Genomic DNA, 25,380 nt, shown 5'->3' on the forward strand with positions numbered 1-25,380 from the left:
CTCTCCAGCCTCGACTTCTTCGGCACCGTCCGCGGCCGCCTCGGCTACGCCTTCGACCGCACCCTCGTGTACGGCACCGGCGGCTTCGCCTACGGCTCGGGCAGCGCCGACCGCTCCTTCGGCGGCTACGCCGGCAACGACAGCTTCCGCACCGGCTGGGCCGTCGGCGGCGGCATCGAGTACGCCCTGCCCACCGACTCGTTCCTGAACTTCTTCCGCTCCTCGGCCGTGACGCTCAAGGTCGAAGGCCTGTACGTCAACCTCGACCGCAACACTCGCAACCAGGGCGCGTTCGTCATCAACGCCGCCAACAACTTCCCGGTCGTCTACAGCGGCATCGGACGCCGCTCCGACGAGTTCGCCGTCGTCCGCGCCGGCCTGAACTACAAGTTCGGCTCCTACTGAGACCACACCGCGACGGTCGCATCCGACCGTCGCGCCGGACCGAACACGCGCAGGGGCCGCGTCCGAGAGGACGCGGCCCCTGCGCCGTTCAGGCGGCCGGAGCGCGGCCCGGCGCCGCCTCAGTAGCCCTTCCAGAGGCCGGGGGTGGCCAGCTCGAGCAGGTGCCCGTCCGGGTCGCGGAAGTAGACGCTGACGCCGCCCCGCGGCCAGCGCGTGCGGCCCTCGACGGCCACGCCGGCAGCCGCGAGACGATCCTCCCAGGGCGCGAGGGCGGCCGCGTCGATCGAGAACGCGATATGGGCCGGGCCGTGGCCGTCATGGGGCGGGATGAGACCGCCCGGCGTCTCGATCGGCTGCAGGGACCCGCCCTCCGCGAAGAGCAGGAGGACGCCGCGGCCGCCGACGTCGAAGGCGCGCATGCGGAAGTCGGTGAAGAGGCAGCGCAATCCCATCGTGTCGCGGTAGAAGGCCTCGGCGCGGTCGAGGTCCGCGACGTACAGCGCCGTCTCCAGGATGGCGTTGAGCTGGGGCACGGCGATCTCCCGGCGGCGCCTCGGTCACGGCCCGCCGGCGACCGCGCCGGCGATCACCATCAGCAGGGCCTCGAGGTCGATCCGCCCCGAGATCCGCGCGTAGCCCGGCTCCGACAGGTCGACCTGCGGCGCGGGATCCTCCGCCTCGGCCTGGCGCGTCAGCTCCGCCAGGATGGCGTCCCGCAAGGCGTCGTCGAGCTTCATGGGTCCGGCTCCCGCTCATCGCCGCGCCCGGCCCGCGGGCCCCGATCCGGTCCGGATCGGCCCCGCTCCGGGCGGCGGCTGTACCGGGCCAACCGGCGCGCCCGGCGCCCGGTTCGCCGCCGGGCCGGGCTCAGACGGCCGACGGCCGCGGCGCTCCCTGATCCGGACGCGGGGCGCGGCCCGGCACGAGCGACAGGGCGGCCGAGAGCAGGGCGAAGACCACGAGCGGCAGGAGGCTCAGGGTGAAGCTGCCGGTCCCGTCCTTGATCGCGCCGATCAGGTACGGGCCGAGGAAGCCGCCGAGATTGCCGACCGCGTTGATGGCCGCGATGCTCGCCGCCGCCGTGGCGGGCGGCATCTGCTCGGTCGCGAGCGCCCAGAACGGGCCCTTCAGCATGTAGACGCCCATGGCGGCGATCGTCAGCGCCGCCACGACCGGGCCGAGCTCCGACAGGACCGTGCCGCCCGTGAGCCCCAGCGCCAGGATCAGGAACGAGAGCGCGAGGTGCCAGCGCCGCTCGGCCGTCCGGTCGCTGTGCCGGCCCCAGAGAACCATCGCCAGGGACGCGAACCCGTACGGGATGCTGTTCAGGAGCCCGGTCTCGACGTTGCCGAGGCCGAAGCTCTTGACGATCTGCGGCGTCCAGAACGACAGCCCGTAGCTGCTCGCCGTCGAGCCGAAATAGATCGCGGCGAAGAGGGCGAGCCGCCGGTCGCGCAGGATGTCCCAGAGCGGCGGCTTCGCGGGCTGGCCGCGGCGGGTGTTGCGCGCCGCCTCGGCCCGGAGCTGCCGCTCCAGCCAGTCCCGCTCGGCCGCCGGCAGCCACGCCGCGTCCCGCGGCCCGTCCGGCAGGAACCACAGGACCGCGACGGCCAGGACCACCGCCGGCAGGCCCTCGAGGATGAACAGCCACTGCCAGCCGGCGAGGCCGAACCCCGTCACGTTGAGCAGCGCGCCGGAGATCGGCGATCCCAGGAACGACGAGATCGGGATCGAGATCATGAAGATCCCGATGATCCGCGCCCGGTAGGCGGAGGGGAACCAGTAGGTGAGGTAGAGGATCACGCCGGGGAAGAAGCCGGCCTCGGCGAGCCCCAGCAGGAAGCGCAGGCCGATGAACGACCACGGCCCCTGCACCAGCGCCATGGCGGCGGAGATCAGACCCCAGGTCGCCATGATCCGGGCGATCCACAGCCGCGCCCCGAAGCGCTCCAGCATCAGGTTGCTGGGGATCTCCATCAGGAAGTAGCCGAGGAAGAAGATGCCGGCGCCCCAGCCGAACACGGTCGCCGACAGGCCGACATCGTGGTTCATCTGGATCGCCGCGAAGCCGACATTCACGCGGTCCAGGAAGGAGACGAAGTAGGCGAGGATCAGGAACGGCACGAGCCGCCAGCTGATCCTGCGCATCGCCGAGCGTTCCAGGGCGGCCTCGTCCGGGGAGCCTGTCATCGGGCCTGTCCTCGCGGCGTGTCGGGGGTCGGGCCGGCCCCCGCGGGGGTCCGGGTCGATCCAGGTCACGTCTCCGGGTCAGGGCCGGGCCCGCGCGGGGCGGGACGATGCCGGGCGCCGCCGCGCGGGCGGCGGGCAGGCGCGTCGTCTCGGGCTTCCTCGCGGGCCGGTCATCTCTGGGTTGTGACCTGTGCCGACCCTGCTTAACCCGCGGCCGCCGCGGCTGGGAAGCGCCGCCGGGCTTCAACCGGGCGGATCTGTCGACGTGGGACGGCGTCTTCGTCCGTCAGGATACCGTCGAAGAGGTCGTCGAAGAGATCGTCGGAGAGCGCCGGGCCGGATATCGCACCGGGGCGGCGACGCGCGGGGCAGCCCGCCACCTGCGGGCGGGCCGCCGTCGGATGGCTTCGCGGCGCGCGCCGAGACGGACGAGGGGGCGCTTCTCGTCCGCCCCCACCGCCTTCGACCGTCGCCCTCAGCCCTTCTTGACGTTCCAGAACACCGGCACGCCGTCGAGGACGCCGGTCAGGGACGGCTTGTACGAGGTCTGGTTGAAGTACTGGCCGAGGGGCAGGTAGGGCAGGTCGACGAAGGCCTGCTGCTGAAGGGCGCCCGCCAGCCGCTTGCGCGCGGCGGTGTCCGGCGCGTCCAGCCACTGGTCCCGCAGCGCCTCGATCTTCTCGCTGGTGGGCCAGCCGATCGCGGCGCTCTGGCCGGTCCCGCGCAGGAAGGCGCTGACCGCGGGATTCGCCTGGTCGAGCCCCGCCCAGAAGGTGCAGAAGGCGCTCCAGCCGCCCTGGGCGACCGGCTCCTTCTTGGCGCGCCGCTGCACCACCGAGCCCCAGTCCATGACCTGGTAGTCGACGTTGAAGCCGGCGCGGGTGAGCATGTCGGCCGCCACGTCGGCGAGCGCCTTCAGGCTCGGGAAGTCCGAGGCGCCCATCAGCACCACCTTCTCGCCCTTGTAGCCGGCCGCCGCCAGCGCCGCCTTGGCGCCCGCGTAGTCGCGCTTGCTCGTCAGGGCGTCGAGGCCGACATCGCTCGCCATGGGCAGGCCCGGGCAGAAGAAGCCGGTCGGCACGTGGATCAGCTTGGGATCGGTGCCGGTCACCGCCTGCATGAAGTCGGTCTGGTCGACGACCTTCAGCAGCACCTGCCGGATCGCCGGATTGTCGAAGGGCGGCTGGAGCTGGTTCATCCGCAGGCAGCCGATCAGGCCGGTCGGATCGGTGATCCGCGTCGTCAGCCCGCCGAGGGTCGGGACGAGATCGGCCGGCGGCTGCTCCCACCAGTCCATCTCGCCCGTCTGCATGGCCGAGGCGGCGGTGGCCTGGTCGGGGATGACGTTCCACTCGACCCGGTCGACGTGGACACGCTTCGGGCCCGAGGTCCATTGCGGCGCGCCGCCCTCGCGGGGGACGTAGCCGGCAAAGCGCTCGTAGACCACCCGGGCGCCGACCACGCGCTCGTCCGCCTTGAAGCGGAACGGGCCGCTGCCGACCATCTCGGTCACCTGCGTGAACGGGTCGGTCTTGGCGAGGCGCTCCGGCATGATGGCGCAGATCGAGGAGCCGACCTTGCCCAGCGCGTCCGGCAGGAGCGCGAAGGGCTTCTTCAGGCGGAACTGGATCGTCCGGTCGTCCGGGGCGGAGAGTTCGTCCGTGTAGGCCATGAGCGTCTGGCCCATCGCGTCGCGCTTGCCCCAGCGCGCGACGCTGGCCACGCAGTCGCGGGCCAGCACCGGGCTGCCGTCGTGGAAGGTCAGCCCGGACCGCAGGGTGAGGCGCCACAGCGTGCCGTCGCGCTCCACCGTGTGGCCCGCCACCATCTGCGGCTGGGCGGCGTAGGCTGCATCGGTGCCGTAGAGCGTGTCGAAGACGGCGAGCCCGTGGTTCCGGGTGACGTAGGCGGTCGTCCAGATCGGATCGAGCACCGTCAGGTCGGCCTGCGGGATGAACTTGAGCGTCCGGGCGGCGCTGCCCTGTGCCAGGGCGGGGGCCGCGAGCGCGGCACCCGACAGGGCCATGAAGGATCGTCTGTTCAGCATGCCGACTCGCCCGAGCGTTGCAATCCAGCCCAGGGTAGCACGGGGCGGGCCAAGCGCATCACGGGCCCGCCGGTCAGCCTGCCGCCGCCAGATCCTGCACGAGGGCCAGGACGCGGTGGCGAATCTCGGGATCGTCGATGCGCCTGTAGGCGTTCAGCAGGGCGTCCGCCTCGTCGGCCCGGCCGCCCGCGTCGCGCTCAGGGCCCCGCGGGCCGTACAGGGAGGCGGCCGGAACCTGCAGCGCGTCGGCGATCCGCCGCAGCAGCCGCCCGGAAGCCGGCGCGTGCGGTAGGGCGGAGCGCTCGAGCAGGTCGTCCTCGGGCGCCGCATCCCCGGAGGGTCTGCCCTGGACAGGTGATTTCGATCCCATCGGCGGTCAGGCTCCGGCGCGCGGGCGCCTAAGCATTCATAATACAGAAGACCATTGGGAAGCGAGTGGCCAGCACGCAACAGTTGCATGAAAGCGTCAAGAAACTCTTGAGGTTGCAGCCACCGCCCCCGTAGATCGACCGGCCCGGAACCGCACACGTATCCCGCCATGCCCAAGACCAACGCGCCCGTCGGTCAGACCTGTCTCGAAGCCTTCCAGATCGCGCTCGATTCCGCCGACATGATCGGGCACTGGTCGTGGGATCCCGCGACGGACCGCGTGCGGGTCGACGCCCTGGTGGCGCTCCTGTTCAAGGTCGACCCGATCGAGGCGGAAGCCGGCATCCCGCTGGCAATCTACGAGGGGGCGATCCACGCCGACGACCGCGACCGGGTCGTCGGCCTGATCCGCCGCAGCGTCGCGGCGGGGAACTCCTACATCGCCGAGTACCGGGTGATCTCCGTCGACGGCCGGACGCGCTGGGTCCTGGCGCGCGGCCGGTTCACCCGCGATCCGGCCGGCCGGCCGACGGGCGGGCGCGGGATCCTCGTGGACATCACGGGGTTGAGGGAGCGCGCGGAGACCGGCGGCGCGACCGCGCCTGTCATCGGCGAGACGGCCCTGGACCGGGCGGTCGAGCACGCCCTCGCCGCGCAGGACGCCGTCGCGGCGCTGGGCGATCCGGCCCTGAAGGCCGAGGCGGACGCGCTGCTGCTGGCGCTGGGGCGGCATCTGGCCCGGCGGCAGGTCGCGGAGCGGCGCCGGCTCCTGAACTGAAGCCCGACGGCGAAGGCGCCCCGGCAAACACTGGACTCGTGCCGTCGATGACCCGCCTTGTCGCGAGCAAAGCGGGGATGAACAAGCTTTCGTCAAGATAACGACTTTATCAGCGGCGATCAGGTGCGGGACCGGATGCCGGCAGCGGCGCCGGAGCCCCGTCCTCACCTGAGCGCGCCGCGCGCGCCGTTGCCGTCCCGACCCCGGCGGGGTCCGGATTTCCGGGATCGTCGTCATGCACTTCACCGTCACCGCACGCCTGTCCGCGCGCCGGTTCGCCTACCAGCACGCCTCGGTCCTGACCGCCCTGGATCAGGGCATGAGCCTGATCGCGGCCGGCATGGCCGAAGTGACGATCACGGACGGCAGCGGCGAGGCCCGGACCCCGGCCGCGCTGTACCAGTCTCTGTTCGGGGCGCCCGGTCCCCTGCGCCGCCGCCCGGCGCCCGCGCCGCGGCAGGCGCAGGCCGCCTGATCCCGGAAGATCTGATCGCGCGCGACGCCCGTCCCGCAGCAGATCACCCCGTACCCGGGCGGAGCTGGAGCGAACACGACTTCCGTTTCACGACCCGAGGCCTGGAAAGGACCGCGGCCGATCTCGACTAAAGAGAAATTTGACCAGTACGACGTCGTCTTTCTGGACAATGGCCGAGATCAGGCTTAACCTCGGCGCGTTCGTTCGGCCGAAGTGCCGGTTCGAATGCTTCCAAGGATCATCTTACATGAAGCGCCGCAGCGCGCGACCGTTCATGGTCGAAGTCAAGCAGACTCGTTCGGCCCGCACATCGCTGACTGCCACCGAGGCGCGACCGCGCCCGGACAAGATCCTGTGGCCGGAACTGGCGCAGGCTGCCCTCGAGCCGCCCGCACCCGCGCCCGCCCCGCAGGCGATGCCGGCGCCGCGCCCGGAGCGGAAGGTGCCGGATGCACCGGCGCGCCGCGTCCTGCCGAGCCTCATGCCGATGTTCGAGGTCCCGGTCGAGCCGGCCCTCGAGCCGGCCCTCGAGGCCGCCGGCGATGTCGGGGCGGAACCCGCCGCCGAGACCGTCCCGGCGCCGCGGGCGCGGCGCGGACGGCCGCGCGCGGCCGCGCCGCGTCCGCAGGAGCAGACGGCCCCGCCGCCGCGCCCGGTCGCGCCTCCGGACCCGCCCGTCGACGAGGCGCCCGCCCAGAGCCCACCGGCCGCGCCCGGTCCGGGCCCGTCGCCGCGGTCTTCGGCGGGGCGGTCTTCGGCGGGGCGGCGGACGAACGAGCTGCGGCTCGGCGAGCGCTGGAAACGGCGCCTGCCGCACTTCATGCGCTGATCCGCTCTGACGGCCCGGCCGCGCCCGCCGCGGCCCGCGCCGGCAGGTGAAGAACGGCGTGAAATTCTCGAGCTCGCCGCGCAGCCAAGCCGCGCGGCCCTGCCGGGCGCCCTCGGCGTCCTGGCCCTGGCCCCAGATGTCTCGGCCCGCGGGCTCCACCAGGTCCAGAACCGGCTCGACCCGTCCTAGGCGCAGATCCCCACGACGACCGCCCCGATCCGGCCGACGAACCGCGGGAGCGGCGCGCCGGCGGTCTCGTCCCGCGTCCAGTTGATGAGGGTCCGGGTCATGCCGTTAAAACGGCGGCCGTCCCCGGATGTTCACGCGCCCGGATGCTCGACCGGACGGATCCGCCGGGCGCGGCGGGGCTCTAGGCCACCCGCCGCTCCGGCATCGGCCCCGCGGCCAGCCGCGAGTTGCGGTAGCGCGCGTCGCCGGTGACCTCGCGCTCGACCCACGGGGGAAGCACCACCGGCTGGTCCTCCCGCTCCAGTTCGATCTCGGCCAGGATCAGCCCCGCGAGGCCCCCGCCGAACACGTCGACGTCCCACACCGCCCCGGCATGCGCGACCCGGTAGCGGGTCTTCTCGAGCCGCCGGCCGGGCGGCACGGTGGCGAGGAGCGCGGCGCCGTCCTCCGGGGGGATGGCGAACTCGATCTCGTCCCGGCTGGTGCCGCGGCGCGGGCTCTTCCAGGTGATGAGCGCCCGCTCGCCGGCCTGGCGGATCCGGATCGTGTTGGCCGCGTCGGTGAAGAGATAGCCCTGGACCAGGGGCGTCCCCGCCCGGCACAGCTCCAGGACTGTCGGGTTCGCGATGAACTTGCGCTCGATCTCGACAGCCATGCGGCGCCTCGTGGACGTTTGACGCCACAGTCTTCGCGGACAAGCCGGCCCGAGACAAGCCGGCTGGCAGGAACGAGCACAGCGTTACAGGCATGGCTCGGTGCCCATGCGCGCGGGCTGCAATGGGAGCGTGTTAAACTTATGTAAAAGCGTGAGGAGTCCTGCGCTTGCAGAAGCATCATCAGAAATCCCGCCCCCCTTCGCCCCCGAGGTCAGCGCTGAAGACGGCATCCAAGCGGCCGAATTTGAAGAAGCTGCTCCGGAAGGCGCAGGTCAAACCGCTCAAGCAGGTCGCGGCCCTGCCGTTTCGCGTCGGCGCGGACGGCCGGATCGAGGTCCTGCTGATCACCTCGCGGGATACGGGGCGCTGGATCATCCCGAAGGGCTGGCCGATGGCCGGCCGCAAGGCCCATCAGGCCGCCGCGCGGGAGGCCTACGAGGAGGCCGGGCTCAAGGGGCAGATCGCCCCGAACCCGGTCGGCCGGTACCACTACCAGAAGCGCTTCGATCACGGCCGCGCCTTCCCCTGCATGGTGCGCGTCTATCCGCTGCGGGTCGAGGCCCAGCACGAGCGCTGGCCGGAACAGGCGCAGCGCACGCTGCAATGGTTCCCGCCCGAGGAGGCGGCGCGCCTCGTCCACGAGGACGAGCTCCAGGAGCTGCTGACGGATTTCGCGGCGCGGCCCGTCGAGGTCCGGGGCGACGGGCGCGGCTGACGCGCGGCCCGTCGCGGCGCCCGAAGATACAACTCCTGATCTCCAGGATCCCCTGCCGGACAGCCGGGCGACGACGCCCCGACGACCGCGCCCTCACGCGCGCTCCGGATCGCGATCGGCCGTCATGCAACTTCTGATTAGTATCCGCGGGTTAAGGTTCCGGCCGTCGCAGATGGGCGGGGCACCTCGATGTATCGCGCGTTCGCTTGCCTGACCGAGGAACATACCGGCTGGGTGGTCGCCCTGGCCGCCTGCCTGTGCTGGATCTCCTGCGCGGTCGCCCTCAAGCTCGAGCAGCGCGTCCAGGTTCGCGCCGACGGGCACGGGCCGGTCTGGCTCCTGGCCTCGGGCTTCTCGATCGGCGCCGGGATCTGGAGCACCCACTTCATCGGCATGCTGGGCTACGATCCCGGCGTGGTGCTGGGCTACGAGCCGCGCACGACCCTGCTCTCGCTGATCGTCGCGATCGGGGCCGCGACCGCGGCCTTCCTGTTCGCCCGGGCCACGCCGTCGCGCTGGGCCGGGGCGGGGGCGGGCCTCGTGCTCGGGATCGGCATCGCCTGCATGCACTTCCTCGGCATCGCCGGCGTGCGGCTGCCGGGGCACTTCACCTGGGACCCCGCCATGGCCGCCACGGCGATCGCGGCGGGCTGCGGGCTCGCGGCCGCCGGCATGGCCATCCATGTCGGCAGCGCGGGCGCGCGGGCCCGGCTCGCGGCCGCGACCGTCCTGACCCTCGCCATCGCACTCCTGCACTTCCTGGCCATGGCGGCCGCCCGCGTGGTGCCGGACCCGGCCCTGGCGGTCCCGCAGCTCGGCCTCGCCCGGGGCGTCCTGGCCGGCGGCATCGCCGGCATCATGGCGGTGATCCTGGCCTTCGCGGCGCTGACGCTGATGCTGGACCACCTGCGCCGGATCAACGTCGCCCTGGCCCGGCAGGGCCGCATGCTGCGCGAGAAGACCCTGCTCCTCGACGCCACCCTCGACAGCATGGACCAGGGCCTCATCATGGTCGACGCGGGCGGCGTGGTCCGGGTCTGCAACGAGCGGGCGCTGGCGCTCCTCGACCTGCCCCGGGCGATGATGCAGGCGCGGCCGAGCTACCGGGCGGTGCTGCGCCACGAGGCGGGCCGCCGCGGGCGCCGGCGCCCGGAGCGCGCGGTCCGGACCTGGATCGAGCGCGGCGAGGCCGGCCAGACGCAGGTCCACGAGCGGGCGCGGCCGAACGGCCTCGTGCTGGAGATCCGCACCGTGCCCCTGGCGGATGGCGGCTTCGTGCGGACCTTCACCGACATCACCAAGCGGAAGGCCGCCGAGGCCGAGGTGGCGCGCCTCGCCCGCCACGACGTGCTGACCGGCCTGCCGAACCGGGCGCTGTTCCACGAGACCCTGGAACGCAGCCTCGCCGACATCGTCCAGCGCGGCGGTGCCTGCGCGGTCCTGTACCTCGACCTCGACGGCTTCAAGAGCGTGAACGACAGCCTCGGCCATCAGGCCGGGGACGAGCTCCTCCGGCGCGTGGCGGCGGGCCTGCGGGGGGTGGCGGGGGACGGGTCGGTGGCCCGGCTCGGGGGCGACGAGTTCGCCGTGCTGGCCGCCGGCGGCGCGGCCGAGGCCGGCGCCCTGGCCGAGCGCCTCATCGCGCTGTTCGAGAGCCCGTTCAGCGTGGGCGGGCACCGCGTCGGCGTCGGCCTCAGCGTCGGCATCGCGCTGGCCCCCGAGCACGGGACGGATGCCGAGCCGCTGTACCGCCGCGCCGACCTCGCCCTCTACCGGGCCAAGGCCGAGGGCCGCGGCACGTACCGGACCTTCACCCCCGCCATGGACGAGGAGGCCGAGGAGCGGCGGGTGCTCGAGCGCGACCTGCGCCAGGCCCTCGACGACCACACCCTGAGCCTGCACTACCAGCCGCAGGTCGACGGCTACACGGGGGCGCTCGTCGGGTTCGAGGCGCTGCTGCGCTGGACCCACCCTGTGCGCGGCAGCGTCTCGCCGAACCTGTTCGTGCCGCTCGCCGAGGAGACCGGCCTGATCGTGGCGCTCGGCGACTGGGTGCTGCGCGAGGCCTGCCGCGAGGCCGCCCAGTGGGCGCAGCCCCTCAAGGTCGCCGTCAACCTCTCGCCCCGCCAGTTCCAGAAGCCCGACCTGCCCGAGACCGTCCTGGCGATCCTGGCGGAGACCGGCCTGTCGCCGGACCGCCTGGAGCTGGAGGTCACCGAGAGCATCATCATCAACGACATGGCCCGGGCCGTGGGCATCCTCCGCCGCCTGAAGAGCTACGGCATCCGGATCAGCATGGACGATTTCGGGACCGGCTACGCGTCGCTCGCGACCCTCCAGGCCTTCCCGTTCGACAAGCTGAAGATCGACCGCTCCTTCGTGGCGCAGCTCGGGACCGGGCCCCAGGCCGCCGTGATCGTGCGGGCCGTGCTCAGCCTCGGCCGCAGTCTCGGGATGGGCGTCGTCGCGGAGGGCGTCGAGACCCACGCGCAGATGAAGTTCCTGACCGAGGAGGCCTGCGGCGAGATGCAGGGCTACCTGTTCGGCAGACCGCGCCCGATCACCGACTATGCCGACGCGGTCGGCGGTCCCGCCGGGGCCGCCGCTCCGGCCGAGCCGGTCTTCGCGGCGGCCGGCTGAGCGGGCTCGCCCCCCGCCGCGGCCGGGAACCCGCCGGATCTTTCCGACGTTGGCCCCGCAGATTGGATCACTTCTAAGGTCCAAGCTCTCGTCCCTCGCCGGGGCGGCCCCCGGGGCCGCCGGCCTCACAGGAGCCCGACCATGAACGCCAAGTGCGAGACCTGCCGGTTCTTCGACGAGCACAAGGGCAACGGCGCCGTCGCGCAGAACGATGCCGGCCTGTGCCGCTTCAACCCGCCGGTCAGCCAGCCCGCGCCCGAGTCGAAGGGCCTCTGGCCGGTGGTCGCCGCTCAGGACTGGTGCGGCCACTACACCGCCGAGATGACCGCGGCCGAGTAGGCGCGTCCGCGGCGCGAGGATCGGGGCCGGCTTTCGGGTCGGCCCTTTCGTTTGGGCGCGCCCCGGCGCGGACCGCCCCATTATTCGTGCCCCGGCCGCGCGGCCCCCCTGACGAGCGCGGGGGCGGGCTCTACCTTGGAGCCAATCCAGGGTGTCGGTGTTTCCGGGATGTCCCGCCGGGGGCCCGCCCGCGACGGGGCCGCCGGCCCCGGAGACCGCGATCCCGTCCGCGCCTTTGATCTGAATCGGAGAGAGACTTGATGGTGAGCGCTGAAGCCGTGCCCCAGGACCGGGGCGCCAGACCTGCGCGGACCGACGCACCGGTCCTCGCCACGGTCACGTTCACGGTGAACGGCGAGCGGCGCACGCTCGAACTCGACACCCGCACCAGCCTGCTCGACGCCGCGCGCGAGCACCTGCACCTCACCGGGTCCAAGAAGGGCTGCGATCACGGCCAGTGCGGCGCCTGCACGATGATCGTCGACGGGCGGCGCATCAACGCCTGCCTGACGCTGGCGATCATGCACCAGGGCGCCGAGATCGTGACCGTCGAGGGCCTCGGGCAACCCGACAGCCTGCACCCGATGCAGGCGGCCTTCGTCAAGCACGACGGCTACCAGTGCGGCTACTGCACGCCGGGCCAGATCTGCTCGGGCGTGGCCGTCCTGGAGGAGATCAGGGCCGGCATCCCGAGCCACGTCACGGCGGATCTCGGCGCCGCCCCGCAGGTGACCGAGACGGAGATCCGCGAGCGCATGAGCGGCAACCTCTGCCGCTGCGGCGCCTATTCCAACATCGTCGAGGCGATCACCGAAGTCGCCGGGAGCCGCGCATGAAATCCTTCACGTACGAGCGCCCGGGCACGCCCGCCGAAGCCGCCGCCGCCGTCGCCGCCACGCCCGACGCCAAGTTCATCGCCGGCGGCACCAACCTGCTCGACCTGATGAAGCTGCAGATCGAGACCCCGCGCCACCTCGTCGACGTGAACGGCCTCGGCCTCGACGCGGTCGAGCCGACCGAGGCGGGCGGCCTGCGCATCGGCGCCCTGGTGCGCAACACCGACCTCGCGGCTCATCCGCGAGTGCGCGCCGATTACGGGGTCCTCGCCCGCGCGCTGCTCGCCGGCGCCTCGGGACAGCTGCGCAACAAGGCGACCACCGCCGGCAACCTGCTGCAGCGGACCCGCTGCCCGTACTTCTACGACACCGCGCAAGGCTGCAACAAGCGCCAGCCGGGCTCCGGCTGTTCGGCGCTCGACGGCGTGAGCCGCCAGCTGGCGGTGATCGGCGGCAGCGAGGCCTGCATCGCCACGCATCCGGGCGACATGGCGGTGGCCATGCGCGTCCTCGACGCCACCGTGGAGACGATCGACGCCCAGGGCGCCGCGCGGAAGATCCCGATCGCCGAGTTCCACCGCCTGCCGGGCGACGACCCGTCGCGCGACACGAATCTCGAGCCCGGCGAGCTCATCACCGCGGTGACGCTGCCGAAGCCGGTGGCCGGCACGCACATCTACCGCAAGGTCCGCGACCGCGCCTCCTACGCCTACGCGCTGGTCTCGGTGGCGGCGATCCTGGGCAAGGACGGCACGGGCCACGTCGCTTTCGGGGGCGTCGCCCACAAGCCCTGGCGGGTCGAGGCGGCCGAGGCCGACCTGCCGAAGGGCGCCCGGGCCGTGACCGACCGGGTCTTCGCCGACGCCGAGCCCACCCACGAGAACGCCTACAAGCTGAAGCTCGCCGAGCGGACCCTCGGCGCCGCGCTCAACCAAGCGAGGGCCTGAGCCATGAAGTTCGACACCGCCGCCGGCCCGAACCCGATCGACCGCCTCAAGGTCGTGGGCCTGCCCACCGACCGCATCGACGGCAAGTACAAGACCACCGGCACCGCGCCCTACGCGTACGAGCGCCACGACGCGGCCCCCGACGCCGCCTACGGCTACGTGCTGGGCTCCGCCATCGCCAAGGGCCGGGTGCGCAGCATCGACACGGCCTCGGCCCGGCAGGCGCCCGGCGTCATCGGGGTCGTCACCACCCTCGACACGCCGCGGATCGAGCGCGGCGTCATGAACGTCGCCCACCTGTTCGGCGGCGACGTGATCCAGCACTACCATCAGGCGATCGCCGTCGTGGTGGCCGAGACCTTCGAGCAGGCCCGGGCGGCCGCCTTCCTGGTGACGGTCGCGTACGCCCCCGAGGCCGGTGCGTTCGACCTCGCCACCGCGGCGAAGACCGCCGCGCCGGTCCCGGCCGACAGCGGCGAGGGCAGCGGCGGCAACGGCGAGGAGCGGACCGGCGACTTCGAGGGCGCCTTCGCGCAGGCGCCCGTGACGCTCGACGCGAGCTACACGACGTCCGACGAGAGCCACGCCATGATGGAGCCGCACGCCACGACGGCGGCCTGGGACGGCGACCGGGTCACGCTCTGGACCGCCAACCAGATGATCGGCTGGGGCCACGGCAGCCTCGCCAAGATGCTGGGCCTGCCGAAGGACAAGGTCCGGCTCGACGCGCCCTATGTCGGCGGCGGCTTCGGCGGCAAGCTGTTCGTGCGCGCCGACGCGGTGCTGGCGGCGCTCGCCGCGAAGGCCACCGGGCGGCCCGTGAAGGTGGCGCTGACGCGCCCGCTCATCGCCAACAACACCACGCACCGCCCGGCCACGATCCAGCGGGTCCGGATCGGCGCCCAGCGGGACGGCACCATCACGGCGATCGCGCACGAGAGCGTCTCGGGCAACCTGCCGGAGGGCGATCCCGAGACGGCCGTGAACCAGACCAAGTACCTCTACGCGGGGGCGAACCGCCTGACCGCCATGAAGCTCGCCCGGCTCGACCTGCCCGAGGGCAACGCCATGCGCGCCCCCGGCGAGGCCCCCGGCCTCGCGGTGCTGGAGGTCGCCATGGACGAGATGGCTGAGAAGCTCGGCCTCGATCCGGTGGAGTTCCGCATCCGCAACGACACGCAGGTCGTCCCGACCCAGCCGGACCTGCGCTACTCCCACCGCGACCTCGTCGGCTGCCTCAAGCTCGGCGCCGAGCGGTTCGGATGGGCCAGGCGCAACCCGAAGCCCGGGCAGGTCCGGGAGGGGCAGTGGCTCATCGGGCACGGCATGGCGGCGGCCTTCCGCGACAACATGGTGCTGAAGTCGGGCGCCCGGGTTCGGCTCTCCGCCGACGGCACGGTCACGGTCGAGACCGACATGACCGATATCGGCACCGGCAGCTACACGATCATCGCCCAGACCGCCGCCGAGATGATGGGCGTGCCCCTCGACAAGGTGGCGGTGAGGCTCGGCGACTCGGATTTCCCGGTCTCCTCGGGCTCGGGCGGCCAGTTCGGCGCCAATTCCTCGACCGCGGGCGTCTACGCCGCCTGCGTGAAGCTGCGCGAGGCCGTCGCGCAGAAGCTCGGCTTCAACGCCACCGACGCGGTGTTCGAGGAGGGCGAGGTCCGCGCCGGCAACCGCGCCATCGCGCTCGCCCGGGCCGCCGCGGACGGGGAGCTCGTGGCCGAGGACGCGATCGAGTTCGGTGAGTTCTCGAAGACCCAGCAGGTCTCGACCTTCGGCGCCCACTTCGTCGAGGTCGCGGTGGATGCCGATACCGCGGAGGTGCGGGTCCGGCGGATGCTGGCGGTCTGCGCGGCGGGCCGCATCCTCAACCCGAAATCGGCCCGCAGCCAGGTCATCGGCGGGATGGTCATGGGCACGGGCGCGGCCCTGATGGAGGAACTGGCGGTCGACGCGAAGCGCGGCTTCTTCGCCAACCACGATCTGGCCGGCTACGAGGTGCCGGTCCACGCCGACATCCCGCACCAGGAGGTGATCTTCCTCGACGAGACCGATCCGATGTCCTCGCCCATGAAGGCCAAGGGCGTGGGCGAGCTCGGCATCTCGGGGATCGCCGCCGCGGTGGCGAACGCGATCTACAACGCCACCGGCATCCGCGTGCGCGACTACCCGATCACCCTCGACAAGCTCCTCGACCGCATGCCGGACGCGGCCTGACCGGGGTGCGGGGACGTCCTGCCGGGCGTCCCCTACGGGTCCACGATGTGGAAGCTGGCCCGGGCCCGCATCACCAGGCGACCGTCCTCGTCGTAGGCCCGGGCGGTGAAGTCGTTCACCCCGGTCGCCTCGCCCTCGTCGTGCAGGAGCGCCGTCAGGGTCCGGCGCAGCAGGTCCCGCAGGGCCGCCCGGTCCGCCAGCACGGTGCCCTCGTCGTCCCGGACGTCGACGTGGTCGGCGGTGTCGATGAAGTAGCGCGGCATGGGGATCTCCGGGATCGGGATGATCGGGGCGGGAGCGCCCGCAAGCCTCGTCGGCGGCCGATCAGGGATACAGATCGGGTCGGCCGCCGCACTCATCTGAGTTTGAAATGCCGGGCCTCGTCTCTCGGCTGAGTTTGAAATGCCGGGCCTCGTCTCTCGGCCGCGGAGAACCGATGACGCGGACCGGAAGACGGGCCGCGGATCCCGCGGCCCCTCGCATCGTCCTCCCGCGGACGGGATCAGTACTTCCGGATGATCGGCTCCGGCGCCATCGGGACCGGATCCGCCCCGAACCGGTAGGTCAGGCCGGCGTAGATCGAGAGCGGCTGCGCCAGGGTCGTGGTCCGCGGGTCGTTGATCGACAGGTTGCCGGCGACCGCCCCCGTCTCGGCGAAGGTGCCGAACGTGGCGTAGCGGTTGTTGGTCAGGTTGGTGATCAGCCCGAAGATCTCCAGGTTCTTGGTGACCTGATACTTCGTCGTCAGGTTCATCACGTAGTAGGCCGGCAGCTTGCGGTTGAGGTTCGACTCGTCGCCCCGGTAGTAGGACGACGAGAAGGCCGAGACGTTGAGCCCGAAGCGCCAGTTCGGGGTGATGCTGTACTCGAAGCCCGCCTTGATCTGGTGATCGGGGATCAGCGGGATCTTGTCGCCCGGCCGGACGCGGATGCCGCCGTTCGGGATCACGTCGCCGCCCACGGCGCCGCCGGCCGCGCCGGTGCTCGCCAGCGGGTTGTTGGGCGACGAGAGGGTCGCGTTGAACTGGAAGGTCGCGTCGACCAGGGCGTAGTTGGCATAGACCATCAGGTCGGGCGTGACCGCGTACTCGGCGCCGACCTCGATGCCCTGGCGCCGGGTCGAGGGCACGTTGATGTAGTAGGCGCGGGCGGCATTGCCGGCGACGGCCACTTGGTAGAGGTCGTTGCTCAGGTCAGTGCGGTAGACGCCGGCCTTGTAGGTGAGGGCACCGCCCGACAGGAAGGCCGGGATCACGCCGCGGAAGCCGGCCTCGTAGGTCCGGCCGGTGACCTGCTTGAGCGGCGGATCGGCCACGAGCGAGTTCGGCAGCAGGCACGGCTGGGTCGGGCTGGAGCAGGACAGCTCCAGCGGGGTCGGGGCGCGGTTCGATTCCGAGTAGCCGCCGTAGAGATTCAGGGCCGGATCGAACTGGTAGGTCAGGCCCGCGAGCGGGTTGACCTTGGTGTACTCGTGCACGCCGGTGACGTCCGGCGCGAACCCGGTCTGGTCCCGGGTCTGGATGCGGGCGTAGTTGAGCCGGAAGCCGCCGGTCAGCGACAGCCGGTCGGTCACGTCCAGCGTGTCGGTGGCGTAGAGGCCGAGATACAGGGTCGAGCCGCTGACATTGCTCGGCGCGAGGCCGATCGCCCCCAGCGTGCGGATGTCCGGCGTGCCGAGGCCCGGGATCGTGCCGTAATACGGGTTGTTCGGGTCGGTGGTGATCGACAGGTTGGGGTTGATCACGCCCAGCTGGCTCGACGATTTGAACGCGAAGGTGGAGGCGTCGACGCTGCCGCCAACCACGAAGGCGTTGTTCAGGCCGAAGATCCGGTCGCGGTTGGCGGCCTGGAGCGAGCCGCCGTAGGATTCGGCCTCCGTCAGGGTCGTGTCGATCGTGCCGTACGGGATGTTCCGCACGAACGGGATCGTCCGGTTGTTCAGGCCGAGGATCGCGAACTGGTTGGCGTAGGCCCGGCGGGCCGCCACCTGGCTGGTGGGCGGCGCGTTCACGTTGAACGCGTCGTCCTGGTAGCAGAGGGAGCCCCGGAAGCTGCTGCGGCTGCTGCAGTTCTCGAAGTTGCCCTGGTTGCCGTCGACGTAATTCTCGCTGAAGCGCCGGTAATAGGCGTTGCCGGCCAGATCCCAGGTCGGCGAGAGGTCGACCCGGCCGGTCAGCTGGAGCGTGCCCACCTGCGTCGTCTGGGTCTGCGGGTAGGTGAAGATCGCCCGCGGGTCGAGATGGGTGAAGTCCACCGGGGTGGCCGCGGCGGCGCCGTAGAAGCTGCGGGCGGCGAGCCCGATCAGGTGGAACTCCGAATCCTGCGAGCGGTAGCCGAGATCCGCGTAGAGGCGGCCGATCGTGCTCGGGTTCTGGTAGCGCCAGCCGCGGTCGTTCAGGCCGTCGCCGGTGAAGTAGAAGCTCCAGGGACCGGAGACCTTGCCGTACTCGAGGTAGCCGGCGGTGCGCGCGTCCGAGCCGCCCCAGGCCGAGATCTCGGTGCCCTGCCAGGTGAAGCCGTTCTTCATCTGGATGTTGACCGCGCCGCCGATGGCGTTGAGGCCGAAGACCGGGTTGCCGGTGACGACGTCGATGCGCTGGATCGCCTGCGGCGGGATCAGGTCGAAATTGACGACGTCGCCGAAGGCCTCGTTGATGCGCACGCCGTTCTGGTAGACGGCCAGCCCCTGCGGCACGCCCTGCACCGACGAGGCCGTGAAGCCGCGATAGCTGAGGTCGACCCGGTTCGCGTTGCCCTGCGAATCGTTGAGGTTCACGCCGGGGGTGCGCCGCGCCAGCGTGGCGATCACGTTGTCGGAGCCCTGATCGACCTCGATCTGCCGCGCCGTGACGGTCTCGACGGTGCTGGGGATCTTGTTGAGCGGCTGCTCGGAGCCGCGCAGGCGCACCCCGCCGGCCGGGACCGGCAAGGTCGGGGCGGCCTGGGCGAGCGTATCGAGATTCTGGGCGCCGCTGGAATTGCCGCCACCCGCACCCACCGGCGACGTCGAGACGACGCTGATCTCACCGAGGGTGACGGCTTGTTGAGCCTGCGCGATACCCGGCAACAGAGCCACGGACGCGATCAAGCTGCCTCGCAGGGCACGCATATCTTCCCCCAACCTGGATTCACGGCACGCGCCGCTTCTCGTCGGCTGCGCGAGCCTCACTGATCTCGGGTCGGGTCGGGATCTCAATTCACATCCTGTTTAATCCCTGCCGGGGACGACCTGCGGGCCCGAATGATCGAGCCTGTTGCACGCAGACAACAAGGCACGAAGACCGGCGCAAGTCTTCGGGATTATTGTGAAGGATGTCCCGGGACAATTGCGCAACGAGCCCGGTCGCGTTCGGCGGCGTCCGGCCCTCACGGCGGCGGCAGGCGGACCGCGACCTCGTTCCGGCGCAGGAACGGGATCGCGAAGGGCGGGTCGTACCCCATGACGAAGGGCGCGCCCGCCGGCGCGCGGCCGGCCGCCGCCAGGACCGCCGCGAGGATGCGCGCCTGCGCGGCCCGCGCCTCCGGGGTGAGGCGGCCGGAGAAGCGGAGGGCCGCGACCCGCTCGGCCGGAACCTCGACCAGCCGGACCCCCGGCTCGGTCGGCGCCGGTGCCCCGGCCGCCGCCACCGCGCGCGGCAGGAAGAACCGCATCGTGCCGGTCCCGGCCTGCTCCACCGGGACCGTCATGGCGATGCGTTGGGCGATGCGCTGGGCGATGCGCTGGCCGCCGCTCTCCACCGGCGCCGTCATGGCGATGCGGTCGCCCGCGCGGTTCGCGCCGGTGATGTAGCGGAACAGCCGCCCGAAGGCGTCGCCGTCACCCTGGCCGCGCGCGTCGGTCTCGACCGCGAGGCGCGGCGCGTAGGACCGGATCTCGACCCCGCGGTCGAGGCGCTCGACGACCGTGTAGGCGGGCTGCTCGTAGAGCGTCCGCACGCCGAAGATGCCGAGCAAGGCCTCCGCCAGGGTGACGAGCGCGTACATGACCCTGTCCATGGCGACCTCCGGAGGCGGCGGCGCGTCACCTGCGCGCACCACCCGCACGCGTCAACCGCGCGCGGGACCCGCCTGCGGGAACATGGCGCCGGGACGGCCCGTCGCCGCCCGGCTGCGGCGTCAGGCCTCCCTCGGAGCTGGTCTCGGAGCAGCCCTCAGGGCCGGCCGCCCTTCGGCCGCGCCCGCCGCGCGCCGACGATCTTGCGCAGCACGCGCGAGACCTGGTCGGCGGAGTAGGGCTTGTGCAGCAGCTCGAAGTCGCGGATCCCCTCCTGGGCGAGGACGTGGCTGTAGCCGGAGGCCAGCACCACCGGCAGGTGCGGCATCTGCCGCCGGAGGAGCCGGGCCAGCGCGATCCCGCCCATGCCGGGCATGACCACGTCGGAGAACACGACGTCGAAGGCCGCGCCGTCGGCCCCGAGCTGGTCCAGCGCCTCCTCGGCATTGGTCGCCCAGGTCGTCGCGTAGCCGAGATCCTCCAGGATCTGCGTGGCGAAGCGGCCGACCTCGATGTTGTCCTCCACCACCAGAACCCGCTGCCCCGCTCCGCCGGGGTCGAGGGCGGCGGCCTCCGCGGCGGCCGCGCAGGGCGCCTCGGGCTCGACCTGCGGCAGGTAGAGCGTGAAAGTGGCGCCGCGGCCGGGCGCGCTCTCGACCGCGACGTCGCCGCCGGACTGCTTGGCGAAGCCGAAGACCTGGGACAGGCCGAGGCCCGTGCCCTTCCCGACCTCCTTGGTGGTGAAGAACGGCTCGAACACCCGCGCCAGCACGTCCGGCGCGATGCCGGTGCCGGTGTCGACGAGGGCGATCGCCGCGAACGGGCCGGGGGCGCCGGCATGGCCACGGATCGGCGGCAGCGCCGCGCCGCAGCGCAGGCGCAGCGTCAGGGTGCCGGCGCCGTCCATGGCGTCCCGGGCGTTCACCGCCATGTTGACCAGCGCGGTCTCGAACTGGCTGAGGTCGACCCGGATGAAGCAGGGCTGCTCCGGCAACTCGGTCACGACCGCGATGCGGGCGCCCGTGACCGTGTCGAGGAGGTCGGCCACGCCGCGCAGCCGCGCGCCGACGTCGAGGATCTCGGGCTTCAGCGCCTGCCGCCGCGCGAAGGCGAGGAGCTGCCCGGTCAGCTTGGCGGCGCGGTCCACCGTCTCCGAGACGGCGTTGAGGTAGCGGGACCGCCGCTCCTCCGCCAGGTCCGGCCGGCGGAGGAAGTCCACCGACGAGCGGATGATCGTCAGGAGGTTGTTGAAGTCGTGGGCGACGCCGCCGGTGAGCTGGCCCACCGCCTCCAGCTTCTGCGACTGCCGCAGCGCCTCCTCGGCGTGCCGGAGCGCCTCGGCCTGGGCCTTCTCGGCGGTGACGTCGCGGCCGTAGGCGTAGACATGCGCGCCCTCGACGGAGGTGCGCCAGGAGATCAGCCGCGGGGTACCGTCCCTGTGCCGGTAGCGGTTCTCGAAATCGGTCAGGTCGCGCGCCGCGGCGGCCGCTTCGAGCGCCTCCTGGGTCGCGCCCGCATCCTCGGGCCAGATGAAGTCCAGGAAGCTGCGCCCCACCACCGCGGCGGGCTCGTGCCCCAGGATCGTCTGCCAGGCCGGATTGACCGCGCGGAAGATGCCGTCGGCCCCGACCACGGCCAGCAGGTCGCGCGAGTTGCGCCAGACCCGGTCGTGCTCGGCCGTGCGCTCGGCCACGCGCTGCTCCAGGGTCAGGTTGAAGCGCACGAGCTCGGCCATGAGCCGCTTCTGGTCGTCGATGTCGGTACTGGTGCCGACCCAGCGGGTGACCGCGCCGTCGGCGCCCAGGACCGGCTGCGCCCGGGCCAGGAACCAGCGATACGCGCCGTCGGCGCGGCGCAGGCGGTACTCGGACTGGTAGTCGGCCCGCGACCGGACGGCCGCCCGCCACTCCGCGGCGACCCGGTCCTGATCGTCGGGATGGATGATCCCCCGCCAGCCCGCACCGTCGAGGGTGCCGGGCTCCCGGCCCGCGTAGGCGTAGACGCGCGCGTTGAACCAGTCCGCCGCCCCGGCCGGGTCGGTCGCCCAGACGAAGTTCGGCAGCACCTGGGACAGGACCCGGAACTGCGCCTCGCTGGCGCGCAGGGCCTCCTCGGCCTGCTTGCGGGCGGTGATGTCGATCGCCGTGCCGATCACCCGCACGCAGCGCCCGCCCTCGAAGATCCCGCGCCCCTTGGCGGCGACCCAGCGCACGGCGCCGTCCTCCTTGCCGACGGTGCGGTACTCCACGTCGTAGACGGCGCGCCGCGCGGGATCGAGGGCGGAGGCGTAGGCCGCGCTCGTGGCCTCCCGGTCCTCGGGATGCAGGCCGGCGTAGTAGTCGGCCATCGTGACCGGCACGTCGGCCGAGATGCCGAACATCGCCTTGACCCGCGCCGGCCAGTACAGGGTGTCGGCGACGACGTCGACGTCCCAGAGGCCGATCTCGGCCGCCTCGGTCGCGAGCCGCAGGCGCCGCTCGCTCTCCCGCAGCTGCTCCTCGGTCCGGCGGCGCACCGTGTCGTCGAGATGCAGCCCGTCCCAGACCAGCGTGTCGCCGACGCGGCGGGGGGCCGAGATGATGCGCGTCCAGATGCGGGTGCCGTCCGGCCGGCGCATCGGCGCCGCGACGTCGAAATGCGCGAGGTCGCGGATCGCGGCGGTCTCCGCCTCGGCGATGGCGGCGCGGTATTCCGGCAGGATCAGGTCGTAGGCGACGGCCGGGTCGGCGAGCACGTCCCCGGCCGCGACGCCGGTCATGCGCTCGAAGCCCTGCGACACGTAGAGGAAGCGCCGGTCGGCGCCGTCGGGGGCCATGGCGAGCTGGTAGACGTAGCCGCCCGGGAGGTGGTCGGCGAGCGCCCGGATCCGGGCCTCCGCCTCGCGCAGGCGCGCCTCGGCCTGGACGCGGCCGGTCGTCTCCGTGCAGGCGCAGTGCAGGCCGGCGACCCGGCCGTCCTCGTCGCGCACCGGCGCGTACGAGACGGTGAACCAGGTCGGCTCGTCGTAGCCGTGCCGGTTCATGATCAGGGGCATGTTCTCGGACCACGTCGCCGCGCCGGCGAGCGCCCGGTCGATCAGCGGGCCGATCTCCGGCCAGATCTCCGGCCAGACGTCGCGGAAGCGCGCGCCGAGCGCCGCGGGATGCTTGCTGCCCAGGATCTCCGCGTAGGCGTCGTTGTACAGGAAGACGAGGTCGGGCCCGAACGCCACGAACATCGGGAACCGCGATCCCAGGATCAGGCTCAGGGTCGCCCGCAGGCAGGGTGCCCAGCTGTCCGGCGGCCCGAGCGGCGAGCCGGACCAGTCGTGGGCGCGCATCCGGGCGCCCATCGCGCCGCCCTCCGCGAGGAAGGCCGGGGGCGCGGTCCCGGCGATCTCAGGCATCGGACCAGGCGCGTGACTCGGACATGGGGCGAGGAACCGGCGGGACAGGACAGCCCCATCGGTGCCCCAGCGGGCGGGTCCGCGCAACCGCGGCGGCGCGCCCGCGCCGTCCGGGACGCCGTGCGGCGGCCGCACGGCGTGTGGAGAACGCCCGGGAGAACGCCAGCGCGACGCCCCTCAGGCGCTCCTGTCGCGGCCCGAGATCAGCCGGAGCTGCGCCGGCGGGCGGGCCGCCAGGGTGGCGGCGACCTTGCCCTCGAGTTCCCCGACCCGGAACGGCTTCAGCACGATCGCGTCGGTGCCGACGGCGCCGGCCTCGGTCAGGGCGGTGGTGTCGGCGAAGCCGGTGACGAACAGGACCGGCAGCGCCGGCCAGCGCTTCCGGACCTCCAGGGCCGTCTCGGCCCCGTTCATGCCCGGCATGGCGAAGTCCATCACGACGAGGTCGACGCCCGGATCGGCCTCGAGGGCGGCCAGCGCCTGGAGGCCCGACGCCGCCTCGCGCACCGCGTAGCCGGCCTCGATCAGGCGGGTCGTCGTCACCTCGCGCACCTCGGCGTCGTCGTCGACCACCAAGAGCCGGGGACCGCTCCCGGGCGGGTGCGTCCGCGCGGCCTCGGCCGCGGCCGGCAGGCGGGGCACGGCGCCCTCGGGCTCCGCGGCCCGGGGCAGGTAGACCTTGATCGAGGTGCCCTCGCCCGCGACCGTGTCGATGCGGATGCCGCCGCCCGACTGCTTGACGAAGCCGTAGACCTGGGCGAGCCCGAGGCCCGACCCCTTGCCGACCTCCTTGGTGGTGAAGAACGGCTCGAACACCCGCGCCAGAACGTCCGGCGTCATCCCGGTGCCGGTGTCGCTCACCGCCACCATGACGTAGGCGCCGGGCGCGGGCTGCTCCGGCCGGGTCGGCGCCCCGGTGACGCTGACATTGGCGGTCTCGATGGCGAGCCGGCCGCCCACCGCCATCGCGTCGCGGGCGTTGATGGCGAGGTTGAGGATCACGAGCTCGATCTGGGTGGCGTCGACCAGGGCCGGCCACAGGTCGGGCTGGAGGGTCGTCTCGATGCGGACCGCGCCGCCGATCGAGCTCTGCAGCAGGTCGCGCATCGACGCGACCGTCTGGTTCAGGCTGACCGGCGTCGGCTCCAGTCGCTGGCGCCGGGAGAAGGCGAGGAGCTGCGCGGTGAGCCGGGCGCCGCGCTCGGCGGCCCCGCGCATCATGGCGAGGCGGCGCTTCGAGCGGGTGTCGGAGACGACCCTCTCGAGGAACTCGATGTTGCCGGCGATCACCGTCAGCAGGTTGTTGAAGTCGTGCGCGACGCCGCTCGTGAGCTGGCCGACCGCGTCCAGGCGCTGGGCGAGCCGCAGGGCGTCCTCCGCCCGCTCCCGCTCGACGATCTGGGCCTGGAGGGCCTCGTTCGCCGTGGCGAGTTCCCGGGTCCGCTCGGCGATGCGCACCTCCAGCGTCTCGTTGAGCGCCTGCAGGGCGGCCTCGGCCTCGCGCTTGTCGGCGCGCGCCCGCGCCTCGGCCAGCGCCCGGACGATCGTGCGCGGCATCCGGTCGAGGCGCTGCTTGACGACGTAGTCGGTGGCGCCGTTCTTCAGGGCCTCGACGGCGACGTCCTCGCCGAGCGTGCCCGAGCAGAAGATGAACGGCGTGTCGGGGCACTGCGCCTGGGCGATGCCGAGGGCGCTCACGCCGTCGAAGGTCGGCAGGACGTAGTCGGCCAGGATGAGGTCGTGCCGGCCGGCGACCGCCGCGCGCGCGAAGGCGTCGCGGGTCATCACCCGCTCGATCGCGACCGGGTGCCCGAGGGTCTCCAGCTCGGCCTCGATCAGCTCGGCGTCGAGGTCGCTGTCCTCCAGGTGGAGGATGCGCAGCGGCCCCGCGGAAGCTCCGATCACGCGTTCGATGGCCAGCCTCCCCGGTACGGCGGCGGCTCGTTGAGGAGGGCCCAGAACACGCCGATCTCCTTGATCGCCGCGAAGAACTCCTCGAAGGCGACCGGCTTCACCACGAAGGCGTTCACCCCGAGATCGTAGGAGCGCACGAGGTCGGTCTCCTCGCGGGACGAGGTCAGCATCACCACCGGCACCTGGCGGGTGACCGGGTCACCCTTGATCTTGGCGAGCACCTCCAGGCCGTCGACCTTCGGCAGCTTCAGGTCGAGCAGCACCACCGCGGGATCCTGGACCTGCCGCTTCTCGTGCACGCCCCGCCGGTAGATGAAGTCGAGGGCCTCGGCGCCGTCGCGGCAGATGACGATCTCGTTGGCGAGCTGGCTCGACTCGAGCGCCGCCAGCGTCAGCTCGATGTCGTTCGGATTGTCCTCGACCAAGAGGATGGGCTTCAGTCCCGCCAT

Annotated in this window: 22 protein-coding genes; 10 read left to right on the forward strand and 12 right to left on the reverse strand. The window is 72.4% G+C overall.

Features of this window, described 5'->3' with window-relative positions; translation table 11 throughout:
• A partial coding sequence (locus tag ACLBXO_RS08765; RefSeq protein WP_447685134.1) for an outer membrane protein occupies positions 1–405 on the forward strand: 405 nt, incomplete at its 5' end.
• Between the two features lie 119 nt (positions 406–524).
• Here the strand turns inward: ACLBXO_RS08765 and ACLBXO_RS08770 are convergent.
• The 5 genes from ACLBXO_RS08770 to ACLBXO_RS08790 form a co-directional block, all read right to left on the reverse strand.
• Entirely contained in the window at positions 525–938 is a 414-nt protein-coding gene (locus ACLBXO_RS08770) for a VOC family protein (RefSeq protein WP_331316090.1), read from the reverse strand.
• Positions 939–962: 24 nt separating this feature from the next.
• Positions 963–1,142 (reverse strand): hypothetical protein, encoded by a 180-nt coding sequence (locus ACLBXO_RS08775; RefSeq protein ID WP_012321170.1) that lies wholly within the window; start codon positions 1,140–1,142, stop codon positions 963–965.
• Between the two features lie 130 nt (positions 1,143–1,272).
• A complete protein-coding gene (locus tag ACLBXO_RS08780) occupies positions 1,273–2,595 on the reverse strand; it encodes an MFS transporter (protein WP_447685135.1) in 1,323 nt (440 codons plus the stop codon).
• A 475-nt stretch (positions 2,596–3,070) separates the two neighbouring features.
• Positions 3,071–4,642 (reverse strand): ABC transporter substrate-binding protein, encoded by a 1,572-nt coding sequence (locus tag ACLBXO_RS08785; protein ID WP_447685136.1) that lies wholly within the window; start codon positions 4,640–4,642, stop codon positions 3,071–3,073.
• 73 nt (positions 4,643–4,715) lie between these two features.
• Entirely contained in the window at positions 4,716–5,012 is a 297-nt protein-coding gene (locus ACLBXO_RS08790; RefSeq protein WP_331316096.1) for a hypothetical protein, read from the reverse strand.
• A gap of 168 nt (positions 5,013–5,180) precedes the next feature.
• Here ACLBXO_RS08790 and ACLBXO_RS08795 point away from each other — a divergent pair, with 168 nt between their 5' ends.
• From ACLBXO_RS08795 to ACLBXO_RS08805, 3 genes are all read left to right on the forward strand, one after another.
• A complete protein-coding gene (locus ACLBXO_RS08795) occupies positions 5,181–5,789 on the forward strand; it encodes a PAS domain-containing protein (RefSeq protein WP_447685137.1) in 609 nt (202 codons plus the stop codon).
• 235 nt (positions 5,790–6,024) lie between these two features.
• Positions 6,025–6,264 carry a hypothetical protein gene (locus ACLBXO_RS08800; RefSeq protein WP_331316100.1) on the forward strand — a complete coding sequence of 80 codons (240 nt, stop codon included), beginning with the start codon at positions 6,025–6,027 and terminating at the stop codon, positions 6,262–6,264.
• A gap of 247 nt (positions 6,265–6,511) precedes the next feature.
• The gene (locus ACLBXO_RS08805; RefSeq protein ID WP_447685138.1) at positions 6,512–7,093 is read left to right on the forward strand and encodes a hypothetical protein; all 582 of its coding nucleotides are present in this window, start codon (positions 6,512–6,514) and stop codon (positions 7,091–7,093) included.
• Positions 7,094–7,463: 370 nt separating this feature from the next.
• Here the strand turns inward: ACLBXO_RS08805 and ACLBXO_RS08810 are convergent, their stop codons facing one another.
• Positions 7,464–7,937, reverse strand: a complete 474-nt coding sequence (locus ACLBXO_RS08810) for a CYTH domain-containing protein (protein ID WP_331316102.1) — start codon at positions 7,935–7,937, stop codon at positions 7,464–7,466.
• A gap of 245 nt (positions 7,938–8,182) precedes the next feature.
• Here ACLBXO_RS08810 and ACLBXO_RS08815 point away from each other — a divergent pair, with 245 nt between their 5' ends.
• From ACLBXO_RS08815 to paoC, 6 genes are all read left to right on the forward strand, one after another.
• Complete coding sequence (locus ACLBXO_RS08815; RefSeq protein WP_447685139.1) at positions 8,183–8,653, forward strand: NUDIX hydrolase; 471 nt, start codon at positions 8,183–8,185, stop codon at positions 8,651–8,653.
• A 189-nt stretch (positions 8,654–8,842) separates the two neighbouring features.
• Positions 8,843–11,293 (forward strand): bifunctional diguanylate cyclase/phosphodiesterase, encoded by a 2,451-nt coding sequence (locus tag ACLBXO_RS08820; protein WP_447685140.1) that lies wholly within the window; start codon positions 8,843–8,845, stop codon positions 11,291–11,293.
• A gap of 141 nt (positions 11,294–11,434) precedes the next feature.
• Complete coding sequence (locus ACLBXO_RS08825; RefSeq protein WP_012321181.1) at positions 11,435–11,632, forward strand: hypothetical protein; 198 nt, start codon at positions 11,435–11,437, stop codon at positions 11,630–11,632.
• A 260-nt stretch (positions 11,633–11,892) separates the two neighbouring features.
• On the forward strand, positions 11,893–12,468 hold the full coding sequence (gene paoA, locus ACLBXO_RS08830; RefSeq protein ID WP_331316105.1) for an aldehyde dehydrogenase iron-sulfur subunit PaoA: 576 nt from the start codon (positions 11,893–11,895) through the stop codon (positions 12,466–12,468).
• Positions 12,465–13,415, forward strand: coding sequence for an FAD binding domain-containing protein (locus ACLBXO_RS08835; protein ID WP_447685141.1), 951 nt, complete (start codon positions 12,465–12,467; stop codon positions 13,413–13,415). Before paoA ends, ACLBXO_RS08835 begins: the two co-directional genes overlap by 4 nt.
• A 3-nt stretch (positions 13,416–13,418) precedes the next feature.
• Complete coding sequence (gene paoC / locus ACLBXO_RS08840; RefSeq protein ID WP_447685142.1) at positions 13,419–15,638, forward strand: aldehyde oxidoreductase molybdenum-binding subunit PaoC; 2,220 nt, start codon at positions 13,419–13,421, stop codon at positions 15,636–15,638.
• Positions 15,639–15,670: 32 nt separating this feature from the next.
• On the opposite strand, the gene ACLBXO_RS08845 is transcribed toward paoC, so the two are convergent.
• From ACLBXO_RS08845 to ACLBXO_RS08870, 6 genes are all read right to left on the reverse strand, one after another.
• Positions 15,671–15,901 carry a DUF6894 family protein gene (locus tag ACLBXO_RS08845; RefSeq protein ID WP_273560702.1) on the reverse strand — a complete coding sequence of 77 codons (231 nt, stop codon included), beginning with the start codon at positions 15,899–15,901 and terminating at the stop codon, positions 15,671–15,673.
• 239 nt (positions 15,902–16,140) lie between these two features.
• Positions 16,141–18,747 (reverse strand): TonB-dependent receptor, encoded by a 2,607-nt coding sequence (locus ACLBXO_RS08850; protein WP_447685143.1) that lies wholly within the window; start codon positions 18,745–18,747, stop codon positions 16,141–16,143.
• A 257-nt stretch (positions 18,748–19,004) separates the two neighbouring features.
• Positions 19,005–19,634 carry an SOUL family heme-binding protein gene (locus tag ACLBXO_RS08855; RefSeq protein ID WP_447685144.1) on the reverse strand — a complete coding sequence of 210 codons (630 nt, stop codon included), beginning with the start codon at positions 19,632–19,634 and terminating at the stop codon, positions 19,005–19,007.
• Between the two features lie 155 nt (positions 19,635–19,789).
• Positions 19,790–23,017 carry a PAS domain-containing protein gene (locus tag ACLBXO_RS08860; protein WP_447685145.1) on the reverse strand — a complete coding sequence of 1,076 codons (3,228 nt, stop codon included), beginning with the start codon at positions 23,015–23,017 and terminating at the stop codon, positions 19,790–19,792.
• 177 nt (positions 23,018–23,194) lie between these two features.
• Positions 23,195–24,922 (reverse strand): response regulator, encoded by a 1,728-nt coding sequence (locus ACLBXO_RS08865; RefSeq protein ID WP_447685146.1) that lies wholly within the window; start codon positions 24,920–24,922, stop codon positions 23,195–23,197.
• Complete coding sequence (locus ACLBXO_RS08870; protein WP_331316117.1) at positions 24,919–25,380, reverse strand: response regulator; 462 nt, start codon at positions 25,378–25,380, stop codon at positions 24,919–24,921. The genes ACLBXO_RS08865 and ACLBXO_RS08870 overlap by 4 nt, the downstream gene beginning before the upstream one ends.

The sequence above is a fragment of the Methylobacterium sp. C33D genome (genome assembly GCF_053345825.1).

Coding starts and splice junctions, on each gene's coding strand:
- ACLBXO_RS08775 (WP_012321170.1), bottom strand. CDS start 1,142: ATGAAGCTCGACGACGCCTTGCGGGACGCCATCCTGGCGGAGCTGACG.
- ACLBXO_RS08780 (WP_447685135.1), bottom strand. CDS start 2,595: ATGACAGGCTCCCCGGACGAGGCCGCCCTGGAACGCTCGGCGATGCGC.
- ACLBXO_RS08785 (WP_447685136.1), bottom strand. CDS start 4,642: ATGCTGAACAGACGATCCTTCATGGCCCTGTCGGGTGCCGCGCTCGCG.
- ACLBXO_RS08790 (WP_331316096.1), bottom strand. CDS start 5,012: ATGGGATCGAAATCACCTGTCCAGGGCAGACCCTCCGGGGATGCGGCG.
- ACLBXO_RS08795 (WP_447685137.1), top strand. CDS start 5,181: ATGCCCAAGACCAACGCGCCCGTCGGTCAGACCTGTCTCGAAGCCTTC.
- ACLBXO_RS08800 (WP_331316100.1), top strand. CDS start 6,025: ATGCACTTCACCGTCACCGCACGCCTGTCCGCGCGCCGGTTCGCCTAC.
- ACLBXO_RS08805 (WP_447685138.1), top strand. CDS start 6,512: ATGAAGCGCCGCAGCGCGCGACCGTTCATGGTCGAAGTCAAGCAGACT.
- ACLBXO_RS08810 (WP_331316102.1), bottom strand. CDS start 7,937: ATGGCTGTCGAGATCGAGCGCAAGTTCATCGCGAACCCGACAGTCCTG.
- ACLBXO_RS08820 (WP_447685140.1), top strand. CDS start 8,843: ATGTATCGCGCGTTCGCTTGCCTGACCGAGGAACATACCGGCTGGGTG.
- ACLBXO_RS08825 (WP_012321181.1), top strand. CDS start 11,435: ATGAACGCCAAGTGCGAGACCTGCCGGTTCTTCGACGAGCACAAGGGC.
- paoA (WP_331316105.1), top strand. CDS start 11,893: ATGGTGAGCGCTGAAGCCGTGCCCCAGGACCGGGGCGCCAGACCTGCG.
- ACLBXO_RS08835 (WP_447685141.1), top strand. CDS start 12,465: ATGAAATCCTTCACGTACGAGCGCCCGGGCACGCCCGCCGAAGCCGCC.
- paoC (WP_447685142.1), top strand. CDS start 13,419: ATGAAGTTCGACACCGCCGCCGGCCCGAACCCGATCGACCGCCTCAAG.
- ACLBXO_RS08845 (WP_273560702.1), bottom strand. CDS start 15,901: ATGCCGCGCTACTTCATCGACACCGCCGACCACGTCGACGTCCGGGAC.
- ACLBXO_RS08850 (WP_447685143.1), bottom strand. CDS start 18,747: ATGCGTGCCCTGCGAGGCAGCTTGATCGCGTCCGTGGCTCTGTTGCCG.
- ACLBXO_RS08855 (WP_447685144.1), bottom strand. CDS start 19,634: ATGGACAGGGTCATGTACGCGCTCGTCACCCTGGCGGAGGCCTTGCTC.
- ACLBXO_RS08860 (WP_447685145.1), bottom strand. CDS start 23,017: ATGCCTGAGATCGCCGGGACCGCGCCCCCGGCCTTCCTCGCGGAGGGC.
- ACLBXO_RS08870 (WP_331316117.1), bottom strand. CDS start 25,380: ATGGCGGGACTGAAGCCCATCCTCTTGGTCGAGGACAATCCGAACGAC.